At 48.5% G+C, this 19,582-nt stretch carries 22 protein-coding genes; all 22 read left to right on the forward strand.

What is annotated here, in order from left to right; all coding sequences use genetic code 11:
- Positions 1 to 14 precede the first annotated feature (14 nt).
- The 22 genes from IZU99_03075 (at position 15) to IZU99_03180 (ending at position 19,448) form a co-directional block, all read left to right on the forward strand.
- Positions 15 to 1,718 carry a hypothetical protein gene (locus IZU99_03075; GenBank protein UOO38253.1) on the forward strand — a complete coding sequence of 568 codons (1,704 nt, stop codon included), beginning with the start codon at positions 15 to 17 and terminating at the stop codon, positions 1,716 to 1,718.
- A gap of 78 nt (positions 1,719 to 1,796) precedes the next feature.
- Positions 1,797 to 2,552, forward strand: coding sequence for a hypothetical protein (locus IZU99_03080; protein ID UOO38254.1), 756 nt, complete (start codon positions 1,797 to 1,799; stop codon positions 2,550 to 2,552).
- Between the two features lie 19 nt (positions 2,553 to 2,571).
- A complete protein-coding gene (locus tag IZU99_03085) occupies positions 2,572 to 3,624 on the forward strand; it encodes a chitobiase/beta-hexosaminidase C-terminal domain-containing protein (GenBank protein ID UOO38255.1) in 1,053 nt (350 codons plus the stop codon).
- A gap of 62 nt (positions 3,625 to 3,686) precedes the next feature.
- Positions 3,687 to 4,076, forward strand: a complete 390-nt coding sequence (locus IZU99_03090) for a hypothetical protein (protein UOO38256.1) — start codon at positions 3,687 to 3,689, stop codon at positions 4,074 to 4,076.
- Positions 4,077 to 4,097: 21 nt separating this feature from the next.
- Complete coding sequence (locus IZU99_03095; protein ID UOO38257.1) at positions 4,098 to 6,107, forward strand: hypothetical protein; 2,010 nt, start codon at positions 4,098 to 4,100, stop codon at positions 6,105 to 6,107.
- Between the two features lie 11 nt (positions 6,108 to 6,118).
- Positions 6,119 to 7,714, forward strand: a complete 1,596-nt coding sequence (locus IZU99_03100) for a tail fiber protein (GenBank protein ID UOO38258.1) — start codon at positions 6,119 to 6,121, stop codon at positions 7,712 to 7,714.
- A gap of 12 nt (positions 7,715 to 7,726) precedes the next feature.
- The gene (locus IZU99_03105) at positions 7,727 to 7,915 is read left to right on the forward strand and encodes a hypothetical protein (protein UOO38259.1); all 189 of its coding nucleotides are present in this window, start codon (positions 7,727 to 7,729) and stop codon (positions 7,913 to 7,915) included.
- A 2-nt stretch (positions 7,916 to 7,917) separates the two neighbouring features.
- Positions 7,918 to 8,049: an XkdX family protein gene (locus IZU99_03110; GenBank protein UOO38260.1), complete on the forward strand. Its 132-nt coding sequence runs from the start codon at positions 7,918 to 7,920 to the stop codon at positions 8,047 to 8,049.
- A 332-nt stretch (positions 8,050 to 8,381) separates the two neighbouring features.
- Positions 8,382 to 8,648 (forward strand): hypothetical protein, encoded by a 267-nt coding sequence (locus IZU99_03115; GenBank protein ID UOO38261.1) that lies wholly within the window; start codon positions 8,382 to 8,384, stop codon positions 8,646 to 8,648.
- Entirely contained in the window at positions 8,638 to 9,345 is a 708-nt protein-coding gene (locus IZU99_03120; GenBank protein UOO38262.1) for a CHAP domain-containing protein, read from the forward strand. Before IZU99_03115 ends, IZU99_03120 begins: the two co-directional genes overlap by 11 nt.
- An 11-nt stretch (positions 9,346 to 9,356) precedes the next feature.
- On the forward strand, positions 9,357 to 9,617 hold the full coding sequence (locus IZU99_03125) for a hypothetical protein (GenBank protein ID UOO38263.1): 261 nt from the start codon (positions 9,357 to 9,359) through the stop codon (positions 9,615 to 9,617).
- Positions 9,618 to 10,448, forward strand: coding sequence for a hypothetical protein (locus IZU99_03130; GenBank protein UOO38264.1), 831 nt, complete (start codon positions 9,618 to 9,620; stop codon positions 10,446 to 10,448).
- Positions 10,449 to 13,010: 2,562 nt separating this feature from the next.
- Positions 13,011 to 13,844: an HNH/ENDO VII family nuclease gene (locus IZU99_03135; protein UOO38724.1), complete on the forward strand. Its 834-nt coding sequence runs from the start codon at positions 13,011 to 13,013 to the stop codon at positions 13,842 to 13,844.
- A 10-nt stretch (positions 13,845 to 13,854) separates the two neighbouring features.
- Complete coding sequence (locus IZU99_03140) at positions 13,855 to 14,223, forward strand: DUF2185 domain-containing protein (GenBank protein ID UOO38265.1); 369 nt, start codon at positions 13,855 to 13,857, stop codon at positions 14,221 to 14,223.
- Between the two features lie 41 nt (positions 14,224 to 14,264).
- Positions 14,265 to 15,089, forward strand: a complete 825-nt coding sequence (locus IZU99_03145) for a hypothetical protein (protein ID UOO38266.1) — start codon at positions 14,265 to 14,267, stop codon at positions 15,087 to 15,089.
- Between the two features lie 19 nt (positions 15,090 to 15,108).
- A complete protein-coding gene (locus IZU99_03150) occupies positions 15,109 to 15,318 on the forward strand; it encodes a hypothetical protein (protein ID UOO38267.1) in 210 nt (69 codons plus the stop codon).
- A gap of 215 nt (positions 15,319 to 15,533) precedes the next feature.
- Entirely contained in the window at positions 15,534 to 16,334 is an 801-nt protein-coding gene (locus tag IZU99_03155) for a hypothetical protein (GenBank protein UOO38268.1), read from the forward strand.
- 26 nt (positions 16,335 to 16,360) lie between these two features.
- Positions 16,361 to 16,759, forward strand: a complete 399-nt coding sequence (locus tag IZU99_03160) for a hypothetical protein (GenBank protein ID UOO38269.1) — start codon at positions 16,361 to 16,363, stop codon at positions 16,757 to 16,759.
- 245 nt (positions 16,760 to 17,004) lie between these two features.
- Complete coding sequence (locus tag IZU99_03165; GenBank protein UOO38270.1) at positions 17,005 to 17,730, forward strand: hypothetical protein; 726 nt, start codon at positions 17,005 to 17,007, stop codon at positions 17,728 to 17,730.
- Complete coding sequence (locus IZU99_03170) at positions 17,714 to 17,959, forward strand: hypothetical protein (protein ID UOO38271.1); 246 nt, start codon at positions 17,714 to 17,716, stop codon at positions 17,957 to 17,959. The genes IZU99_03165 and IZU99_03170 overlap by 17 nt, the downstream gene beginning before the upstream one ends.
- A 688-nt stretch (positions 17,960 to 18,647) precedes the next feature.
- Positions 18,648 to 18,974: a hypothetical protein gene (locus tag IZU99_03175; GenBank protein UOO38272.1), complete on the forward strand. Its 327-nt coding sequence runs from the start codon at positions 18,648 to 18,650 to the stop codon at positions 18,972 to 18,974.
- Positions 18,975 to 18,983: 9 nt separating this feature from the next.
- A complete protein-coding gene (locus IZU99_03180; protein ID UOO38273.1) occupies positions 18,984 to 19,448 on the forward strand; it encodes a hypothetical protein in 465 nt (154 codons plus the stop codon).
- The last annotated feature ends 134 nt before the right edge of the window (positions 19,449 to 19,582 follow it).

The following is a 19,582-nucleotide window of genomic DNA, read 5'->3' on the forward strand; positions in this document are numbered from 1 at the left end:
GGAAGGATGGATTTTTGGTGAAGAATGGATACAGCCCAACGGTTAGCGGCGTCTGGAAGGACTTTGAAAAAGGGCTCGCCTTCAATGTTCAGACGGGATTTAGCGATACGGTTCAGACGAATGAAAACTTTTTTATCGGCAAGCAGTGGGAGGGCGTTTTGTCCAACGGACTGCCGACGCCTGTTTTCAACTTCCTCAAGCGCGTTGTTTTATTCACGGTTGCCGGTATTACGTCAAGCTGCGTCAAAATGCAGGCTTCCGCAATGCCCGATGATGGAGGCAGTCTGGATATGGGGGAAGTAACGGACACCGTTAACCATGAATTTGAGCGTCTTTTTGAAGAAAACAAGCTGCTCATGCTGATGCGCGAGCTTTTGAGGAACACGGCTGTCGACGGTGACGGCTGTACGTATACATATTGGGACCCGGACGCGCCATCCGGCCAGTTTTGCAGCGGCGCTGTCGTGACAGAGGTTATTGAAAACAGCCGCGTGTTTTTCGGCAATACGAGCGACCGGCGCGTTGAGAGGCAGCCGTACATCCTCATCATGAGCCGTGAAATGACGGATGACGTTCGTGCGCGGGCCAAAAAGAACGGCTGTGCAGACTTGGAGATGGTGAAAAGTGACACGGACGAGCGAAAGCCGGATCAAAACAATGCCCAGGATGAGCTGACGACGGTGCTTTTAAAGCTGTGGCGAGACAGCGACACCGGGACGATCTGGTGTTATGAATGCACAAAAAATGCGGAAATCAGAAAGGCGTGGGACACGGGCCTGACACGCTACCCCATCACGTGGCTCAACTGGGATTATGTACAGGATTCTTACCACGGGCAGGCTATGGTGACGGGGCTTATTCCGAATCAGATTTTTATCAACAAGCTTTACGCGATGAGTATGATCAGCCTGATGACGACGGCATACCCCAAGATCGTCTATGATAAAACACGTGTTTCAAAATGGGACAACCGCGTCGGCGCGGCGATTCCCGTTCAGGGCGGTGATGTGAATTCTGTTGCCCGTATTATTGATCCGGCGCAGATTTCGCCGCAAATCGCGCAGTTTATTCAGATGGCCAAAGAGGATACATTGTCCGCCCTGGGCGCAACGAGCGTAGCGCTTGGAGATGCGCGGCCGGACAACACCTCCGCTATTATCGCCCTGCAAAAAGCGGCGGCCGTTCCAAACGAGCTGACGCGGCAGAATCTTTATCAGAATCTTGAGGATCTCGGCCGGATCTATATCGACTTTATGGGAGAATATTACGGGACGAGGCGCCTTGACACGGCTGGGACTGTTAAACAGTCGACGAGGCCGGTTGGTAATTTACAAAGCCCGTTTTTTAACTTCGACGTGCTGAAAACAATCAATCTTTCATTAAAGCTTGATGTCGGCGCATCGTCCTATTGGTCGGAAATCGCCGCCATGCAGACGCTTGATAACCTGCTTATGCGCGGCAAAATTGATCTTATTGATTACCTGGAGCGCGTGCCGGATGGGTATATCATCAAAAAGCAGGAGCTGCTTGATAAGCTTGAAAGCGCCAAAGCAGGTGCCGCCCAACCGGGCATGACGGCACCTTTCGGGATGGGAAATACCGCCGGTGCGATGGTGCAGCCGGCCATGAGCCGGCCGGGGATGCCCACTATCGGAGCGCAAGCCGAACAACTGCAACAGCTCTTGCAACGCCCACCGACAGCGCCCGGATTAAGATGACATCACGCGACGCAGCATGCATGGGACAGACCCGTCCCGGCAGATAAAAATCGCCCGACCAGAGGCGAGGAGGGTACAATGGAAGAAGAACTGACGATGACGCTACCACAGGATAAGGCGGGTTTTTCCGCTGTTGACGAGGCGCTACTAAGCGGGGATTGGCAGGACGGGGACGACGCGTCGATGCAGCCCGGCGATCAGAACGACTGGGACAATACGCCTGACGACGGTAAGCCTCTGCCGAACGAGCGGGAAGCCGACCAGAGCTTCAAGCTTAAATACATGGGAGAGGAAATCGATGTCACGCGCGACGAGGTCATAACACTGGCGCAGAAAGGAAAAGACTACGACCGTATCAGAAGCCGCGCCGAGCAGCTTACTGAAGAAGCTGAAAAGAACAGCACCTACAAAAATCTGCTTCAAGGTATCGCCCAGCGCACCGGCATGAGCCTTGACAGTTTTATGAGGCAGGCCGAAACAGCGCTTTCAGACAGCACCAAGCAGCCTGCTAACGAAACGGCTCATCACTCGGAGGGGATCACGCAGCCTGACGCACAGGCGGCACGCGCGCGGCGTGACCGGGAAGTTACCGAGTTTTTAAGCGAATACAGCGACCTTGACCCAAAGTCGATTCCGGGTGAAGTCTGGGAAAGCGTTCAGTCAGGGAAAAGCCTTCTTCGTGCTTATCAGAGTTACGAGAACAGGAACCTGAAAGCGCAGCTCGCATCACAGCAAAAAGATGACGAGAACAGGCGTCGAGCAGCCGGTTCCCGCCAGAGCGCCGGTCTTCTGAGAACACGCGGGGAAATCGAGGACGACTGGTATCAGGATTAAAGGAAAGGCAGGAATATGAATGTCCGTTAATTTGACGACGAAATACGCACCGCTAATTGCCGAGCGGTTTAAGGCGCAGTCCGTGACCGAGGCATATGCCGGTAAAAAATATGACTTTGACGGCGCGCAGAGTATCAAAATCTACACCGTTGACAAGGTCACGCTCAACGATTACAGCCGCACGGCCGACGGCGGCCGCTTCGGCACGATTGCCGAGCTCGGCGATACCATCCAGACGCTGACGATGAGCCAGGACAAGGCGTTTACGTTTTCCATCGATCACGGCAACGCCGCCGACCAGCTCAACATTAAGCACTGCAACGAGCAGCTGAAATCCAACTGGGACGAGGTCTGCACGCCCACTATCGATATGTACCGCCTGGCCAAATGGGCAAACGGCGCAGGTCTTGGTGTTTTGAACACAACGGCGCTCACGACGAGCACCGTCATGCGGGCTATTGTGACGGCAGGGGCTGCTATGAGCAACAAGCTCGTCCCTAAGAAAAACCGCGTCCTGCTGATCGCAGAATCGGTCTACATTGAGACGAAACTCTCCAGCGAGATCATGGGGATTGATTCGCTTGGCGAGGAGGCCGTCAAAAACGGCGTCGTCGGCCGTATTGACGGCATGGACGTTGTCCCCGTTGTCGACAGCTATCTGCCCGCAGGGGTAAATTTCCTTATTAAATATAAGGACGCGACCGTTGACCCGATGAAGCTGAAGACAATGCGTGTGCAGAAAAACCCGCTCGGGTATGACGCGGATGTCGGCGAGTGCCGTTTCTATCACGATTCCTTTGTATTGGACGCAAAGGTCAGCGGTATTTACGTGCATGCGGCCTCCGGCATGCTGCCGTTACCGACCATGACGGGTACGTCAACGGTAACCGTAACATGCGCGGATGCAACGACGATCAAGTATACGACGGACGGCTCCAATCCGAAAACGTCGGGGACGGCATCTACATACTCGGCGCCGGTTTTGCTGACGGCAGGCCAGACGCTAAGAGCTTACGGCCTTGCAGCAGGCGTTGTCAATTCGCCGATCAAGGAGTATACGTATACCGCATAACGTTATAAACAGCCCCCGCCGATTCGGCGGGGGCAGAGAAAACCAAAAGAGGAAGTGGTTAGATGGCAACGACAGCGCAGGAAGTATTTTACAGCGCGCTGGCTCTTATGGATGAGACGGATCAGCTGGATGCCTTTAAAAACAGAGCACTCGCCCTGTTAACGGTTTTACGAAATGAGTTGTATCGTTACAGCGATACATTTGAGGCCGAAGAGGGGAAGCGGCCGGTCTGCGGCGCGATACAGGATTTTCTAAGCCCGATCGACCTGGACGACGGCCTCGCCCAGTCGGTGATGCCGTATGGCCTCGCGGCACATCTGCTGCTGGAGGAGAACCCGGCGACGGCGTCCTTTTTTCAGCAGCGCTATGAAGAGCTGATGACCAAAATCGGGCAGACCATGCCCCGACGGACGGAAAGTATAGAAAATCTGTACGGTGAGATTCGGATATGACGGACAAAGTGTGGTGACGAAATGGCACGAATTTCGACAAATACATCGGACAAAATCATCGCCATTAAGCGGTGGCTCGGCGTCAATGAAAACCCGGACGGCGACACGAACCTAAAAATGGGCGAGGCCTCTGAAATGCGAAATTTCCGGGTGACGAATGAAGGGTCTTTGCAAATCAGACCGGGGATGAAGTCGCTTTTCACCATCGCAAACGCGCCGGTTAAATCCTTGTGGACAGGGTATGTCAGCGGAAGGGAGTCGATCGTCGCCGCCTGCGACGGACAGATATGGACGCTCGATCTTGAAGAGAATACAGCAACGGCCGTCGGGGTGTTTGACACGTCGGATACCGTAACGTTTTTTGGATACGATGAAAAGCTCTATATGCTCAACGGCCAAAAATACAAGGTGTGGGACGGTACAACGCTCGCTGAGGTTATGGGGTATAGGCCGCTCATTCTTGTATCGACGGTGCCGACGGGCGGCGGAACGGCGTTAGAGCGCGTCAATATGCTCAATGGCCTGAGAAAAGTCCATTTCTCCCCAACGGGGACAGCCAATGTTTTTCAGCTTCCGGAAAAGGGGCTTTCAAGTGTTGATTACGTCAAAAACCTTTCATCCGGGACAAATTACACGCTGACAACAGATTATACGGTTGACCTGGCAAACGGAAAAGTGACCTTTACGACGCTAACGGAGACGTTTTCAGGCAACGGCACGATAACAACGTTTACATTGGCAAACAAAAACAGCATATCCGGCGTGGGCCAGATTACAATCGGCGGTGCCATAAACACCGCGTGGACGTACAATTCCTCGACCGGCATTGTGACGTTTACAACCGCCCCGTCTACCGGCACGAACAATATCGTCGTGACGGAAGTGAAGTTAAACGCACCTTTGACGGGGACGAATACGCTGGAAATCGGCTATTCAGTTCCGACGACGCTTCGAAGCCAGATTGAGGCCATGAAATACGCCGAGCTTTATAACGGCGCGACTGACAACAGAGTCTTCTTCTACGGCGACGGGTCCAACAAGGCGTTTTACAGCGACCTTGATTACAATGGTTCGGCAACGGCGGAATATTTCCCGGACTTAAACGTCATTAACGTCGGCGACGCGAATACGCCGCTCACGGGAATGACCCGTCATTACAACCAGCTCATGGCGTTTAAAACGGATTCCTCCTACGCTATTGGATATGGCACGCTGACGCTAGCCACGGGGGCCGTCACGGCTTCGTTTTTCTGCACCGCCGTGAACAAAGGGATCGGCAACGACGCGCCGGGTCAAGTTCAGAATGTCGTCAACTATCCGCGCACGCTGGATGGCAAGACGATTTACGAGTGGCGGCCAACTTCGACAACAGGCAATGTGACGAGTGACCAGCGCAACGCCATGCGCATCTCCGAGCGGGTTGAAAACACGCTGTCGGGATTTGCTCTGCCAGACGCCGTCACGTTTGTCGACAAATACAATCATGAATACTATGTTCTGTACGGCGGGATGGCGGCCGTCCACAATTACGCTGCCGACGCGTGGTATTTTTACACGGATTTTTCGCCAAGTGTTCTTCTGTCGTATCGCGGCGAGCTTTACGGCGGCACATCAGACGGGCGCATCCTTCGTCTTTCACGCGATTACCATAATGACGATGGTGCCCCAATTGATGCTTACTGGCAGTCCGGTGCAATGGATTTTGGGGCAGATTTTATGCGCAAGTACGCTTCCGAGCTGTTTATAACGCTCAAGCCGGAGCTATTTGCGGGCGTTATTGTAACGGTTCGCACGAACCTGAAAAGCGACTTTGAGGAAAGAACCGTTTCGTATGGGCTGGGGACCTTTAAACACGCCAATTTCGCGCACTGGAGCTTTGGGACGAACCGGCAGCCGCAGACACGGCGATTGAAGCTCAAGGCGAAAAAGTTTGCTTACTATCAGCTGATTTTCAAAAGCAATACCGATTGGAGCACCGCGACAATTCTCTCGGCAGATTTTAAAGTACGCTCAATGGGCGAAATCAAATAGGAGGGCAACACATGGCGATAACACCATTAACCGACGACCTCAACATCATCGCTGTGCTCGACGACGAGCCGAACGATGAAGGCGGCCTCACGCCGTTGGCGTTTAAAGAGAAGTTTGATGAGGCCGGGAATGCGATTAAAAGCTATATTAACGACACACTGGTTCCCGAATTGGCGACAGAGCGGTCAACAGACCTTGCCGATATCGCGCAGAATCTAACAGACGCCGTCGCGGCGGCGGAAATACAGTCTGGCAACCTCCCTGCCGGTGGCGGGACAGGGCAGCTTTTAACGAAAAACTCCGGGGATAACTATGACTTCGGCTGGCAAGACCCCACCGGAACGAGCGAAGCGACGCCAGGCACCATCGCCAAGCGCGACGAAAACGGCAGGCTGAAGGTGGCCGACCCGGAGGATGACGGAGATGTTGCGACGAAGGGGTATGTGGATAACGCGGATGCAGTAGGCACTGTCAAACAAGCATTAGTTAATCCGTGGGGTAGCAAGGGGTTGCTCTGCAATGGGGCGTCCTTTGATGCTGCAACATATCCTGATTTAGCGGCACTCATAAAAGATTGCCCTAGTGAGGATTTAACAGCAGGTTTAACAACTGCCCAATGTGATGATATTTTAAAATTTGGAAACTACTTCGTAGGACTTGGGAGTAATAGAGTATACTATACGGACGACCCTACAGGAGCATGGACTTATGTTGAATTGACTGGCTTTACCAGCACGAAAAGAATTAAAATAATAAACGGTCAACTAGTTGTAGTCGGAGCAACTGCATCCGCACAGCAAATTGCTTACTGCACGGATATAACTGGAGCGTGGACATATTTAACGGTTATTTCATCTACAGCGCAGGTTGCTTACGACATAGTGTATGACGGAAATTACTACTATGTGGTATCACATAATGGTTCAACCAACCTCTCTACCATTTATTATAGCAATACATTAAATGGCAATTATACTGCGGGGGTAACTCAAAGCAATTCAAAAACCGACATCAGTATGGAGTACGCCAATGGGTATATAGCGGTGGCGTATTCCTATTCGAATGCAGTAAAAGTTTGGCAGATGACAACTGCGGCAGCAAGAGTTAGCGGATCAGGAGGTTCGGTAATTTCTATATCATCTGCTACCTCAGACTTATCTGAAATAATACACGATGGAACACGTTGGATACTTATTGTCTTATTTCAGAACGTGTATGATTCAATGTTTCTTTCGGTTTATTTTTGTGAAACAGATGAACCATCGGCGTTTAACCAAAACATCATTGATGAAGATGTACCATATTCAATGACTGGCGCCGGATTAGGGTCATATTCAAAATTTAGATATCTTGACGGCAGATATTATTTTTTGTGCCAGTATTACTATAGTACCGGCGGATTTGCTGTCATGTATCATACCGACGACATTAAAAAATTATGGGGTATGATAGTTTTTAATGCCGGGCATGGCCTAAGAACTTTTTATAAAGACAGTAGTTATTTCGTTTTTGGCAGAAACGGTACCTCAATACTTTATTGCCCCACAAAACGTCTTCCAATGTTTAACGATGATAACGTATACACCTATATCAAAGCTCTTTTATAAGGAGGTAAAAACATGAGCAGACCAATTATCGAGCCTCAATTACCGCAAAGAAAAGGATACGTCGAGATCGAAATTGACGGCGTTCGGCAGTATCGCAAAATCGAAACCGAGCAGGACAAGCAGATCGCCGCGCTCACACAGCAGAATGCTGATCTTTCCGCTGCCGTTGATGTGCTGACGATTGCCGCATTGGAGGGGTGAAGATGTTCGAACGACTGAAAAGACTCTTTGACGCGGGGACGCTGACAATTGACGGTTTGAAAAACGCCGTCGTGAAAGACTGGGTCACGACGGAGCAGTATGAAGAAATCACGGGCCAGACCTATGCGGTTTAGTAAACTGATTGTCGCCGGGATCATCTTCGTAAACGCTGTATTCACAGCAGCCGTCCTATACATATTCCTCCGCACGGCATCAGAGCCTACGACCCTCATCGTTTCATGGTTTGCTTTTACCACAGGAGAGCTCGGCGCTCTGGCAGGACTCAAGCACTCGGAAAATAAGCACAGGGACGCGAATTAAGAACGCGGGCGATTCATAATCGCCCCTACAAAAAGTTTGCAACAAGAGGCGGACATAAAACGGGCGGATATAGAATCCGCCCCTACAAAAAAGCCTGAACGGGTCTAGGGCGAAGCCCATACATCTGTTGGGCGGCGGGCGGGATTTGAACCGCAGAAAGGATAGTATGCAGACAATTCTTCAGAAAATCACGAGCCGAAAATTCCTCATGGCCATCGGGGGCGTTGTGACCGGTATCGTGCTCGTCACGTCTGGCAGCAAGACGGAGGGCATTGCGGCGATTATATCATCCATTCTCGGCTATCTCATCATGGAGGGGTACGTCGATGCGAAAGCCATCCAAAACGTCGTCAGCGAGGTCAAGGACGTAGCGGATAAGATCGACGTTGAGGATATGGGCGATGGTGAGTAGCCAAAAGCTCGTCGATGTCGCCCGCGGCTACGTCGGGTACCTCGAGAAAAAATCAAACGCAAAGCTTGAAGATTTCACAGCTAACGCCGGGAGCGGGAACTTTACAATTTTCGGCCAGTGGTATGAAATGAACGGATTTGCCTGGTGCGCAATGTTCGTATCCTACTGCGCCGAGAAGGCAGGGATACCGACAAGCATTATCCCAAAGCATGCGTCCTGCGCGATGGGCGTTTCGTGGTTTAAACACGCCGGGCGCTGGCACGACCGAAAGTATACGCCTGCCGCCGGAGACATCATCTATTTTACGCACGACGGCGAAACCCCGGCACACGTCGGCATCGTAACTGGCGTTTCCGGCAGCAAGGTTATGACTATTGAGGGCAACACTTCCGGCGGCTCGACACTCATAGCAAACGGCGGTGGTGTGGCTGCGAAAAGCTATCCACTGTCCTATGAGAAGATTTTGGGCTATGGCAGCCCCGCGTATGAGGAGGAAGACATGACATACGAGCAGTTTTGCGACTACATGGACAAGTATTTGAGCGTAGCGGGTACGGGGGACAAGCCCAGCGCATGGGCGCGGGAGGCGACGGAAGCGATGAAAGCCAAAGGTGTCTTCAACGGAGACGGGCAGGGCAACTATGGCTGGCAGAAACCAGTGACAAGGGAAGCGCTGGCGGTTATTTTAAGCAAATAGAGGTAATGGGTATGACTGAATGGACTGTTGTCGGCGTTATCGTTGCGCTGATCGGGTTGATTGCTTCTATCGTGACGCCGATGTTAAAACTTAACACGAGCATTACAAAGCTGACGTGCGCCGTAGAAACATTTCAAAAGAATCTGGACGAGTTAATTGAAAAGAATTCAGACAGTCATACCCGCCTGTGGCAGCATAATTGCAGGCAGGATGATACGTTAAACGATCATGAAACGCGAATTTGTGTAATTGAAAAATCGAGGTGTGAATAAATGGCAACGCAAACGTCCTACTATGGCCCGGATGGTAGTATTCAAATAGGTTATATCATTGACAACAAAACATACAAAGATGAGGCTGGAACGCAGCGAATTGATATCGGCTCTCATGTTCCGTCCGCACAAGGGTTTTATAAGATGACCGAAACGGGCGGCGTGCTTGACCCAGATTACAATCCGCGAGCCAACAGGAGCACTGACAGAATAGAAAAAAATCCCGACAGCAATGCATACATCGACGAAATCTACGACGCGAAAACGAAAGCCGCGCAGGCGGCGCTGCAGTCAGCCTATGACCAAAACGTTAACACGCTCAACACGGCGCGGTCGCAGATACCCGGCGTGTATCAGGACGCGAAGAATACAACAGCCTCTCAGGGCGAAATCCAAAAGGCAAATTTCAACGAATACGCTTCGGCAAACGGCCTCAATTCCGGCACCGGCGGGCAGGCGCAGCTTGCGTTTTCTAACACCTTGCAGGGCAATTTGAGCGGTTTGGACAAGCAGCAGGCAAAGGCCACGTCCGATATGGATTTACAGATGGCCAATCTTGAGACGACGTATAAAAACAATGTCGCCGCCGCTATTGCACAAGGTGACTTTGAAAAGGCGAACGCCCTGTATAACAAGTATCAGACAGATCAGGCTAACGCCTTGGCGTTGAAGCAGTACAATGATTCGCTCGAATACCGGAATGATACGACCAACTATGAGCGGTCGCTTTATTACGCTGACTATACGGGCGACTATTCCTCCATGTCCCCCTGGTGGACACCAGAGGCGATTGCAAAAGCCAACGAAAAAGCTAAAAAAAAAATAGTATGAGGACAGGGTATTCTGGCGGGGGGTATTCGTCGACTTCGGCATCAAAGGAAGATTGGTCTGGAATTGACATAAAAAGTGTTCTCTCGCTTGGATATGGGCCAATCAACCAGACACGCCTTGAACAGCTGGTACAGAGCGGAGAAGTAACATACGAGGTTATAAACGGTGTGATTTACTTCAGAAAAGTCGAAAAAACGTCGGAAAATTCAAATAGCGGCGTAAAAAGCGACGGCGGCGGTGGTGGGGCGTCTTGGTAAATGCCCATGGAGGTGTTGTATGAACTTAGCTAACGATTTCTTAAACATCGGTTTAGTTAATTACTCGTCGAAAAACAATTTTAATTTAAAAGAACTACAAAACGCCATTAAAAACAAAGATCAGGATGTTATAAAAAAATATGCTACCACAACCTCAGCCAACACCGGGGTTACTGCACCGTCTACTACAGAATTTTATAAGAAATACGGCGACCTCACCAAACAGAGAGCAGGGGCTCAAAAGAAGCTTGAGTCCAAAACGTTCTGGGAAAAAGTGGGCGACGCTCTAATTGATCCTTTTGCGTTTGATTTATATACCGGTGGCGACACCGGCAAGCTGCAAAAACAACTCCACGACCTCGATAAACAACTTACGGATATGCAATACTCCGATGAGCGGTTAAAAGAACAATATAAGACGGATGAGGAGGCTAGAAAACAACAATATCAGACCTCCGTTGAAGCCGCACTAGAAGCGCAAAATGCTTCAGCAAACTCATCGGACAACACCGGGGTTATCGAGCCGTCCAATAGTGAAGTCAAAGAGATTACAAAGGAAGAGTACGATTCTAAAAAAGCAGATTTAAAAAAACAAGAAGAATTCATTTATAAACACACGCCAATGATTGACGCTGACACCCAAACCGAATTAAACAACATCGCCTCGCTGTTGTACGACCTCGAAAACCAATATTACGCACAGGAACAGTCCAAACAGCGTGCACAATATGAATCAGCTGCCAACAACGCCGATTTTATTGGGACTGTTCAAAAAGCTGAAAACGGCGGCATCAACTGGGACGATGGTAAAGATTCTGCGCTGAAGGATAAAATAAGATATCTTGCAGACCTTGATTACCGGGCAGAAATTGACCGCAAAGACCGAGACTTTGTCGGATATCTCTTGAATGATAAATATCATGAGCTGGAATACGTCACATACCCTCAAAAGCTCATCCTAGAATACTACGCGGCGAAGGGTGACTGGGACAACGCAAAAGCTTATTATGATACGATAAAGCGCGGCCTGAACGCCGAAAGTCAGGCTGCAGAATCAAAGCTGGTACAGGACTTTGCCAACAAGCACAAAATAATCGGCGGTGTGATGAATATCGGCTCATCATTGTTAGCTCCGGCGGCGTATGTTGCTACGGGTGTACAATCTATCAGTAATAATTTAACCGGCGATTATACACCCGTCGACGAGAACAGCATTTGGTTTAAGGGTGCGCATGAGGTTCAAGATACAGAAATCGGCATCACGCGCAATATGAACGAAACCCAAAAGCTCATTACAGACACCGCGCTCGGCTTGGGTCAGTTTGCCCTAACCATCCCACTTGGCGGAACAGGCTCTCTCGTTGTCATGTCGTCTTCCGCCGCGGGGCAGACAGCCTTGCAGGCGCTGCAAAACGGCGCGACGACCGATCAGGCGTTCGCGCTGTCGACGGTCGCCGGAACCGTCCAGTATTTGACGAACAAGATTCCGGTCGGTAGGTTCTTCAACCTTCTCGACGGTGGCAAAGAAGCGCTTGAACAGGGATTAAAATCCGTTGCTATAAAAGCGCTTGCGGATTCAGGCAAACAAGCGGTATTGGGCGTTGCGCAGGAGGCGGTTAGTCAATACGCAAATATTCTTTCCGACAACCTTATCATGGGCGATAAGTCTCAGTATAACCGGCTTGTCGAACAATATATTTCTGATGGAAAGAGCCGTGAACAGGCGGAGCGCGACGCCTTTAACAAGGTTTATATCCAAGACGTCATTACAGCTGCCGGCGCCAGTGCGGTATCCAGTGGTATATTGGGCGGATTAGCTAGCATTAAAGGCGGCATAAAGGTAAGCAAAGTAAACGCCGCAACGCCGGATACCCCGACAATAACATGGCAGGATGCGATTGGGGAGATGCCATCCGTGGCACCATTACTACAGGAGCAGTCGGCGATTGCTGTTTCTCGCGATTATCCTGCGCGCGTTAATAATGCAGAATATAAAATTGTCGAAATCCCACAAGAAAAAATAGATGAAATATCGGCATATATTAATCGCTTAAGTTCTGCAGAAGCGCGAATCAAATACAAATATATTCTAAAAAACCTCTTTATGGGGCAGACTTTTACAAATAAAAATACTGTAATAAACGAACTGAAATATAAGATTGGCATAAGTTCAAAAGGAATTGGAGAGATCATTGCGCGTCAGCCTGTCAATGCCCAAACGCTTGCCGTACTTGAGAAATTAAATGAGGTTGTCGAAAATGCAAAATATATTGCAAGCGAACCGACCAACAAAGACACTCGCGATATTCAAAGAACAGACAGGTTTGAAACGGCGACATTAGCAGGCAATCAACCGGGAGTGGCAAAAATTCGAGTGAACGTTACCCCCCAAGGGAACAAGCTATACTACGCAACAAATGAACTGACAGGAGCCGCGACACCTCAACCGCGCGATAGCCAAGGCTACCCACGCGGGATAGAGGCGGCGACTCCTGCCACGAACATTAATATACCACAAAATGTCAGGAAAGTCAATGCGGCGGGTGATTCCCATCCCGCATCCGTCGAATCCATCCGGCAGACGTATGAAAAGCTGATTGCAGAGCAGCAGGCAGCCAACGCGGAAAATCTCGCGGCGGCAAACAGGGTTCGTGACCTGACCGACGTCTATCGTGAAAACGTTCAAACCAAAGGCGCGGGAGCGGACACCGTCAGCGCGCAACAGGTTGAAAACAGCGCAGGACAGGGATATAATGGCATTGACACATTAGAGAAGCTCTACGACGAGGCGGTACATAGTAAAGGTACTGAGGGCGCGGGGGATGCACCGACAAAGCCCTATACCACGAGCAGACCAAAGTATGGAAAAACTCAAGTTGATGATGTTTGGAACAATTACAAAGATCCAACGACTGGCAAAGCCCCAGATCCTGCTGGTGGAAGCATATCATGGGATAAAACAAAGCCGAGGCAGGGACAATGGGATATGGGGCATATTCCGGAAGAAAAATACTCCGATATGCGTGACCGTTATATAAGAGGTGAAATAAGTCAACAGGAATTTTTAGGATGGTATAGAAATCCTGCAAACTATAGACCAGAGCTACCGAGTACGAATAGGAGTCATAAATATGAATAGGAGGCTCATATTGAATAACACGCCACACCCTGAATTTGGGAAATGTTTGACCACAAAAAACGTAGTTGAAAAAAAAGGTAGAATTAAATGGTGCATTCGCGAAGAGGGATCTCGCGATGTTGATAATGGGTGGCGGTTTTTCTCTGAAATTGATACAGAAGAGTACTTAGCCGACACCAGCAATTGGTCTGTAGTAGATTTTGATTCAATAGTCGAGATTGATCCCATACTACTATCTTTGATGTGGATGCCATATGGTACGGAGATAACAATCGAGTATGGCGATGAGGAAATATCATATAATGATGATCATACAGGAGTTCCGATTGTAGATCCCTTAGGAGGAAAACCAATGCTAATCAAGCGAAACCGCGATTAGTCATTAGTTGAAATTCCCACAGCCCAGCACTGCTGGGCGAAGTGATTGGCGGGAGGTCGCGCACGACCACCCGCCTTTCTCCATCGGTCGATTCCATCCGGCAGGCGTATGAAAAGCTGATTGCAGAGCAGCAAGCAGCCAACGCGCAAAATCTCGCGGCGGAAAACAGGGTTCGTGATCTCGCCGACGTCTATCGGGAGAAGGTTCAGGCAAATGGCGCGGGAGCGGACGCCGTCAGCGCGCAACCGGTTGAAAACAACGCAGGACAGGGATATAATGGCATTAATACTTTGGAGAAGCTCTACGATGAGGCGGTACATAGTAAAGGTACTGAGGGCACGGGGGATGGCTTAAAATCGAAACTGATTCCCTCTACAGAAGAAATAAGACAAAAATTTGATAATGAAGGTCTTACTCAAGATAAAATAGATCAAATTGTATCATTACCTAAAAGTCAAAAACCAAAGCCTGAGACTTATTTAAGCAGTAAATATATCGAAGAGCACATGCAATCATTTAAGGATTTTGGGTTAGTAAAAATAATGCCGACTGAACCGACAGGAACAATCGGTGGCAAGGGCGGTACATTCGTAATGTCTGGAGACCAATTAAATGATATTATCAAATCAAATAAAGGAGATATTTTCAAAATTGAAGACGCCTTGGGATTTGACAGAGGATATTTAGGAAAGAATCCTGTCATTGTAGAAATACATAATTATTCAGGTTTAAGGCTTCCTCAAGGAAATGAACTTGGTGCATTTCCGGAATATTGGCTTCCCGGAGGATATACAGTAGGCGGCATCAAAGAAACCGTAATTGATCCCGCACGAATTGGGACATACACCTTTAGACATCTATTTTGATTAAGGGGAGAAAGTTTATATGCAGAAGATCATGGAAGATGAAGGAATAGAGTTGTATAAGGATAATAGTAAATATTATCTAAGGTATGATTCGGGAGAACTAATGATCAAGATGAAAAATTTGGAGATTTCGGCAGAAGAGGCGAAAAATGTAGTAAATAACCCGGATTCTGCTTATAACATCATACTTTCTTATCACGATAAGGGAATATACGGCGAAGATTCTTAAAGTGAGTGTACAATTGTGTACGTCTTGCGCAAGGGGGCGCTTATGTCTACAGTGATACATTTGATGATGTTGGGTTTTTGCTCGGTTCCGGCGCTTCACAGTCCTGTTTACAACCCCACCGCATAAAATCCGACCCCGCAAGGGAGCGCCATTCAGCCCGCGTTGCGGGCCGATGTACGTTTCACCGGGGCCGCTTGCGACCCGGGTATATAAACTTGCTGTTAACATACAAAAGCTCGGCCGTTGGCCGGGCTTTTGTTTTTGTGCAGCGACGGTGGGAGGGCGTACCAATAAAGCGCCGCCCACTACAAGACAACCCGTCCACATCCGTCGAATCCATCCGGCAGACGTATGAAAAGCTGATTGCAGAGCAGCAGGCAGCCAACGCGGAAAATCTCGCGGCGGAAAACAGGGTTCGTGACCTGACCGACGTCTATCGTGAAAACGTTCAAACCAAAGGCGCGGGAGCGGACACCGTCAGCGCGCAACAGGTTGAAAACAGCGCAGGACAGGGATATAATGGCATTAACACATTAGAGAAGCTCTACGATGAGGCTTTGAATGGTAAAGGTGTAAACGGCGCGGGGGAGACTGGTTCTGGTTCCAACATTCTGATAGATACTTATAAAAATATGCGGAATAATCCAGATGTAACAGGACAAGCCCATCACTTGAACCAAAATGCTGCTTTTAGAGATGTAATACCTAAAAATGATGGATTGAGCGTGGAATTAGAAGGTAACGCATTTAAAGATGTCGGAAGCCCACACTATTCGGCACATGAAAATCTGGAAGGTTTTTGGAATAATTTCAGATCTCAAGGTGACCTATATGGAGATACCCCAACTATTTCGGCTTATAACTCGGCATTATATAATTCATTACGCGCAGCGGGATTATCAGATGCTCAAGCGAAGATTGCAGTTCAAAATGCAATTAAACAGCAATCACAATATGGATTAGTAGGTGATTCCTTCGTTCCCAGAATTCCAGGAAGGATAAATTTCAGAAAATAACAATGCAAATGCGGAAAGGACATAAGATGGAAGAAACGGAATATTTTGTAGCAACAAGTGAAATCGTAGACAAAATTATTCGTACATTAGAGATGGATATTTCTAAAATAAATGAGCAAGAAAAGCAAATATTGGGTGCTTTTTGTTTTGGAATTTTAAATGGATATTCGTTAAAAACTCAGATAAGCGCAGTTCAAATTCAAAGTGCAATGATTGCAATGCTAGTGCAGAAGTTTCAATATGACCCAGCTGTTGCTGCTCAATTTTGCGATTTCTTAATTAGATGTACGGAAAGAAATTACCACCCAACAATGAATGCAATTATTCATAGGGGCATTGAAGGGTATTATCAATTAGGAGATCCGGAGAAATTGCGAGAGAATATATCAGAAATCATTAAAATGGTTAAGAAGTACAATGATTAGATTGAGAAGTTCATTATCTTTTTTCGCCCCCGTCCGCAACCCCTTAAATTACTTTTTTGAGGGAAGTATCCGGCATTCGTTTGCCTTTCAATCCCAGCAACTACTCCCTTGGCAAAATCCTCAACCCACTTGAAATCGCCCATCAGTCCGCATTGAGGGCAGCTATTCGCCGCGGCGGGGCTGCTTACCCCGGCGCTAACAAAAGTCCGGCCGTTGGCCGGGCTTTTGTTTTGCGCTGACACCGCGTGCAGAAAGCCGCTCTTCCGCATACGCACACTCCACATCCCGTATCCGTCGAATCCATCCGGCAGACGTATGAAAAGCTGATTGCAGAGCAGCAGGCAGCCAACGCGGAGAATGTTGCAGCGGAAAACAAGGTTCGTGATCTCGCCGACATCTATCGGGAGAAGGTTCAGCCGGAGGGCACGGGAGCTGACGCCGTCAGCGCGCAACCGGTTGAAAACAGCGCAGGACAGGGATATAATGGCATTAATACTTTAGAGAAGCTCTACGATGAGGCGGTACATAGTAAAGGTATAGAAGGCGCGGGGGAGACTGGTTATTATTTCAAAGATGAACAGCTTAAAACTGAGCCAAACACGGCATATTTCTGGTCTGGAGATTCTAACGGCATTGGTGGAAAAGATTTTGCAATTGACTATGCCGCCAAAAATGGAGGAACTACGTTGGAAAGTCTTATGAAAAGTCAAGGAATTGAAATGCCAACGTGGGATATTACCGATCCAAATTCGATGAAAGCCTGGGAGTGTGCATCTGAAAAATTCGCCGGTCAAGTTTCCGGAGAAGTACATGCGCTTATTGGCTCAACCCAGCGCCAAAACAGCATTTGGCGGACCATTGAGTTGCCAAGGTTATTGGACAATCCTTATGTTTCCAAAATAATACTTGTTGACCCCGAAACATTATCAGAAACTGTTTTTTTCGGAGGTAGATATGAAAATTCGAGGTAATCCAGGACCTGATAGAATTACTGTCACGTTTGAGGAAGGAAAATTCATGGGCAAGAGTATAACCATGAATGCCGAACCTCTTGTTGGCGGAGTAGCGTTGTACGCAAAAACCATCAAAGGTTGGGATGGATCTGAATACTTAGAAATAGATGCGAAGACTAAGAAAGAAGTAATAACGCTAATAAGGCAAGAGCTGAAACGTTATCCTCCGTCAGAGATTGTTGAATAACTGTGCTATCTGACAGTACGGTTTTATATCAGTTGAGTAATGATCTAAGGGGGCGCTCGAAACTTTTAAGACCCCTTACCCATGCAGCATTTTCGCGCTAAATAATTTAATCCGGCCCCGAAAGGTTCTGTATGTAAGTCCACACAGTATAATTATGTGCGCCACATTTGGGCACTTGCAATCCGAGCGCCTTAACCACAATTTAAACAGTTAACATAACAAAAGTCCGGCTTTTGCTGGGCTTTTGTTTTGAGCAGCGATGGCGTGGGGGGGCGTACCCACATAGCGAACCGACTACTACAAGACAACCCCGTCCGCATCCATTGATTCCATCCGGCAGACGTATGAAAAGCTGATCACAGAGCAGCAGACAGCCAACGCGCAAAATCTCGCGGCGGAAAACAGGAATCGTGATCTCGCCGACATCTATCGGGAGAAGGTTCAGCCGGAGGGCACGGGAGCTGACGCCGTCAGCGCGCAACCGGTTGAAAAGAACGCGGGACAGGGATATAATGGCATTGACACATTAGAGAAGCTCTACGACGAGGCGGTACATAGTAAAGGTACTGAGGGCGCGTGGGACGTAGGGAAAATAATTACCGAGATCAAATACAAGCCTTCCTCTGGAGTAATTTTCGAAGCCAACCCAGATAAAACGACTACCATCTTGGGCAGTTATGATAAGGACATGAAAAATGTCGTGAACGAAATGGGTAATGTGAAGGCAACCTATTTCGGAGCGAAAAAAGGCGGATTTAATGTCCTTAACGTGCCGGATGATATGTACAAAAGTGCCGACCAGTTCTGGAACGAGATCAACAAACCATGGCTTGATGAAGCAATCAAGCGCGGTGATGATATTGTTCTGGCAACGAAACCGGAAGGAAAATACCTTTATAGATTTAATACGAAAACACATAAGAGTGAAATTAGTGGTTTCGGTCGTGAATATAACTATCTCAGAAAAAATGGTTATGTTTACGATAATGCAACAAATACGATGATAAGGCGGTGACGATTATTAATGAAAGACTTTGAACAGATTGCACGAAAAATGCTGACACCAGTAGCTCAAAAGTATGGTCTGAAATTTGCTGCTTTAGATGGCGATGAGTTTTTTCTGATTGGTCAGGGCTTTGCATTTTGGGTTTTTGTCGATCCGAGAGATGGAGCGGATGTTTGGTATGTGGCGATAGATAATTCCGGCAATGTGCTCACTTATACGCTCATGTATCTTATGGAAGAAAGGTTTACATCTGAGGATTCTGCAAATTATGGCGATCCAAATTCGCTAGATGAGCGCGTATCTGCTGATCTGAGAACTGCTGCTGCGTGGCTTGTGAACAAATGCCAAGACGTTTTGACTGGTAATAAGTCTTGGTTGCAAGGATATCCAGATGATGGTGACTATAGTCGTCATGTAACGAAGTTTTTGGCGCCGTATTTCAGAGCACAGGGTTATCCGGTAATCGTCAGAGAAGACAGATAATAAAAGTGACCTTATTCCTTGGAAACACTCACTTTTGTAAAGCACCAGCATAACAAATCCTTCTACCACCCGCAACCCCCGAACGGCTTTGCCGATCGGTGTTTTCCGGCTTTGTGCCGCGAAAGCGGCATAAA

Source organism: Oscillospiraceae bacterium CM, assembly GCA_022870705.1.
GTDB lineage: Bacteria > Bacillota > Clostridia > Oscillospirales > Oscillospiraceae > Sporobacter.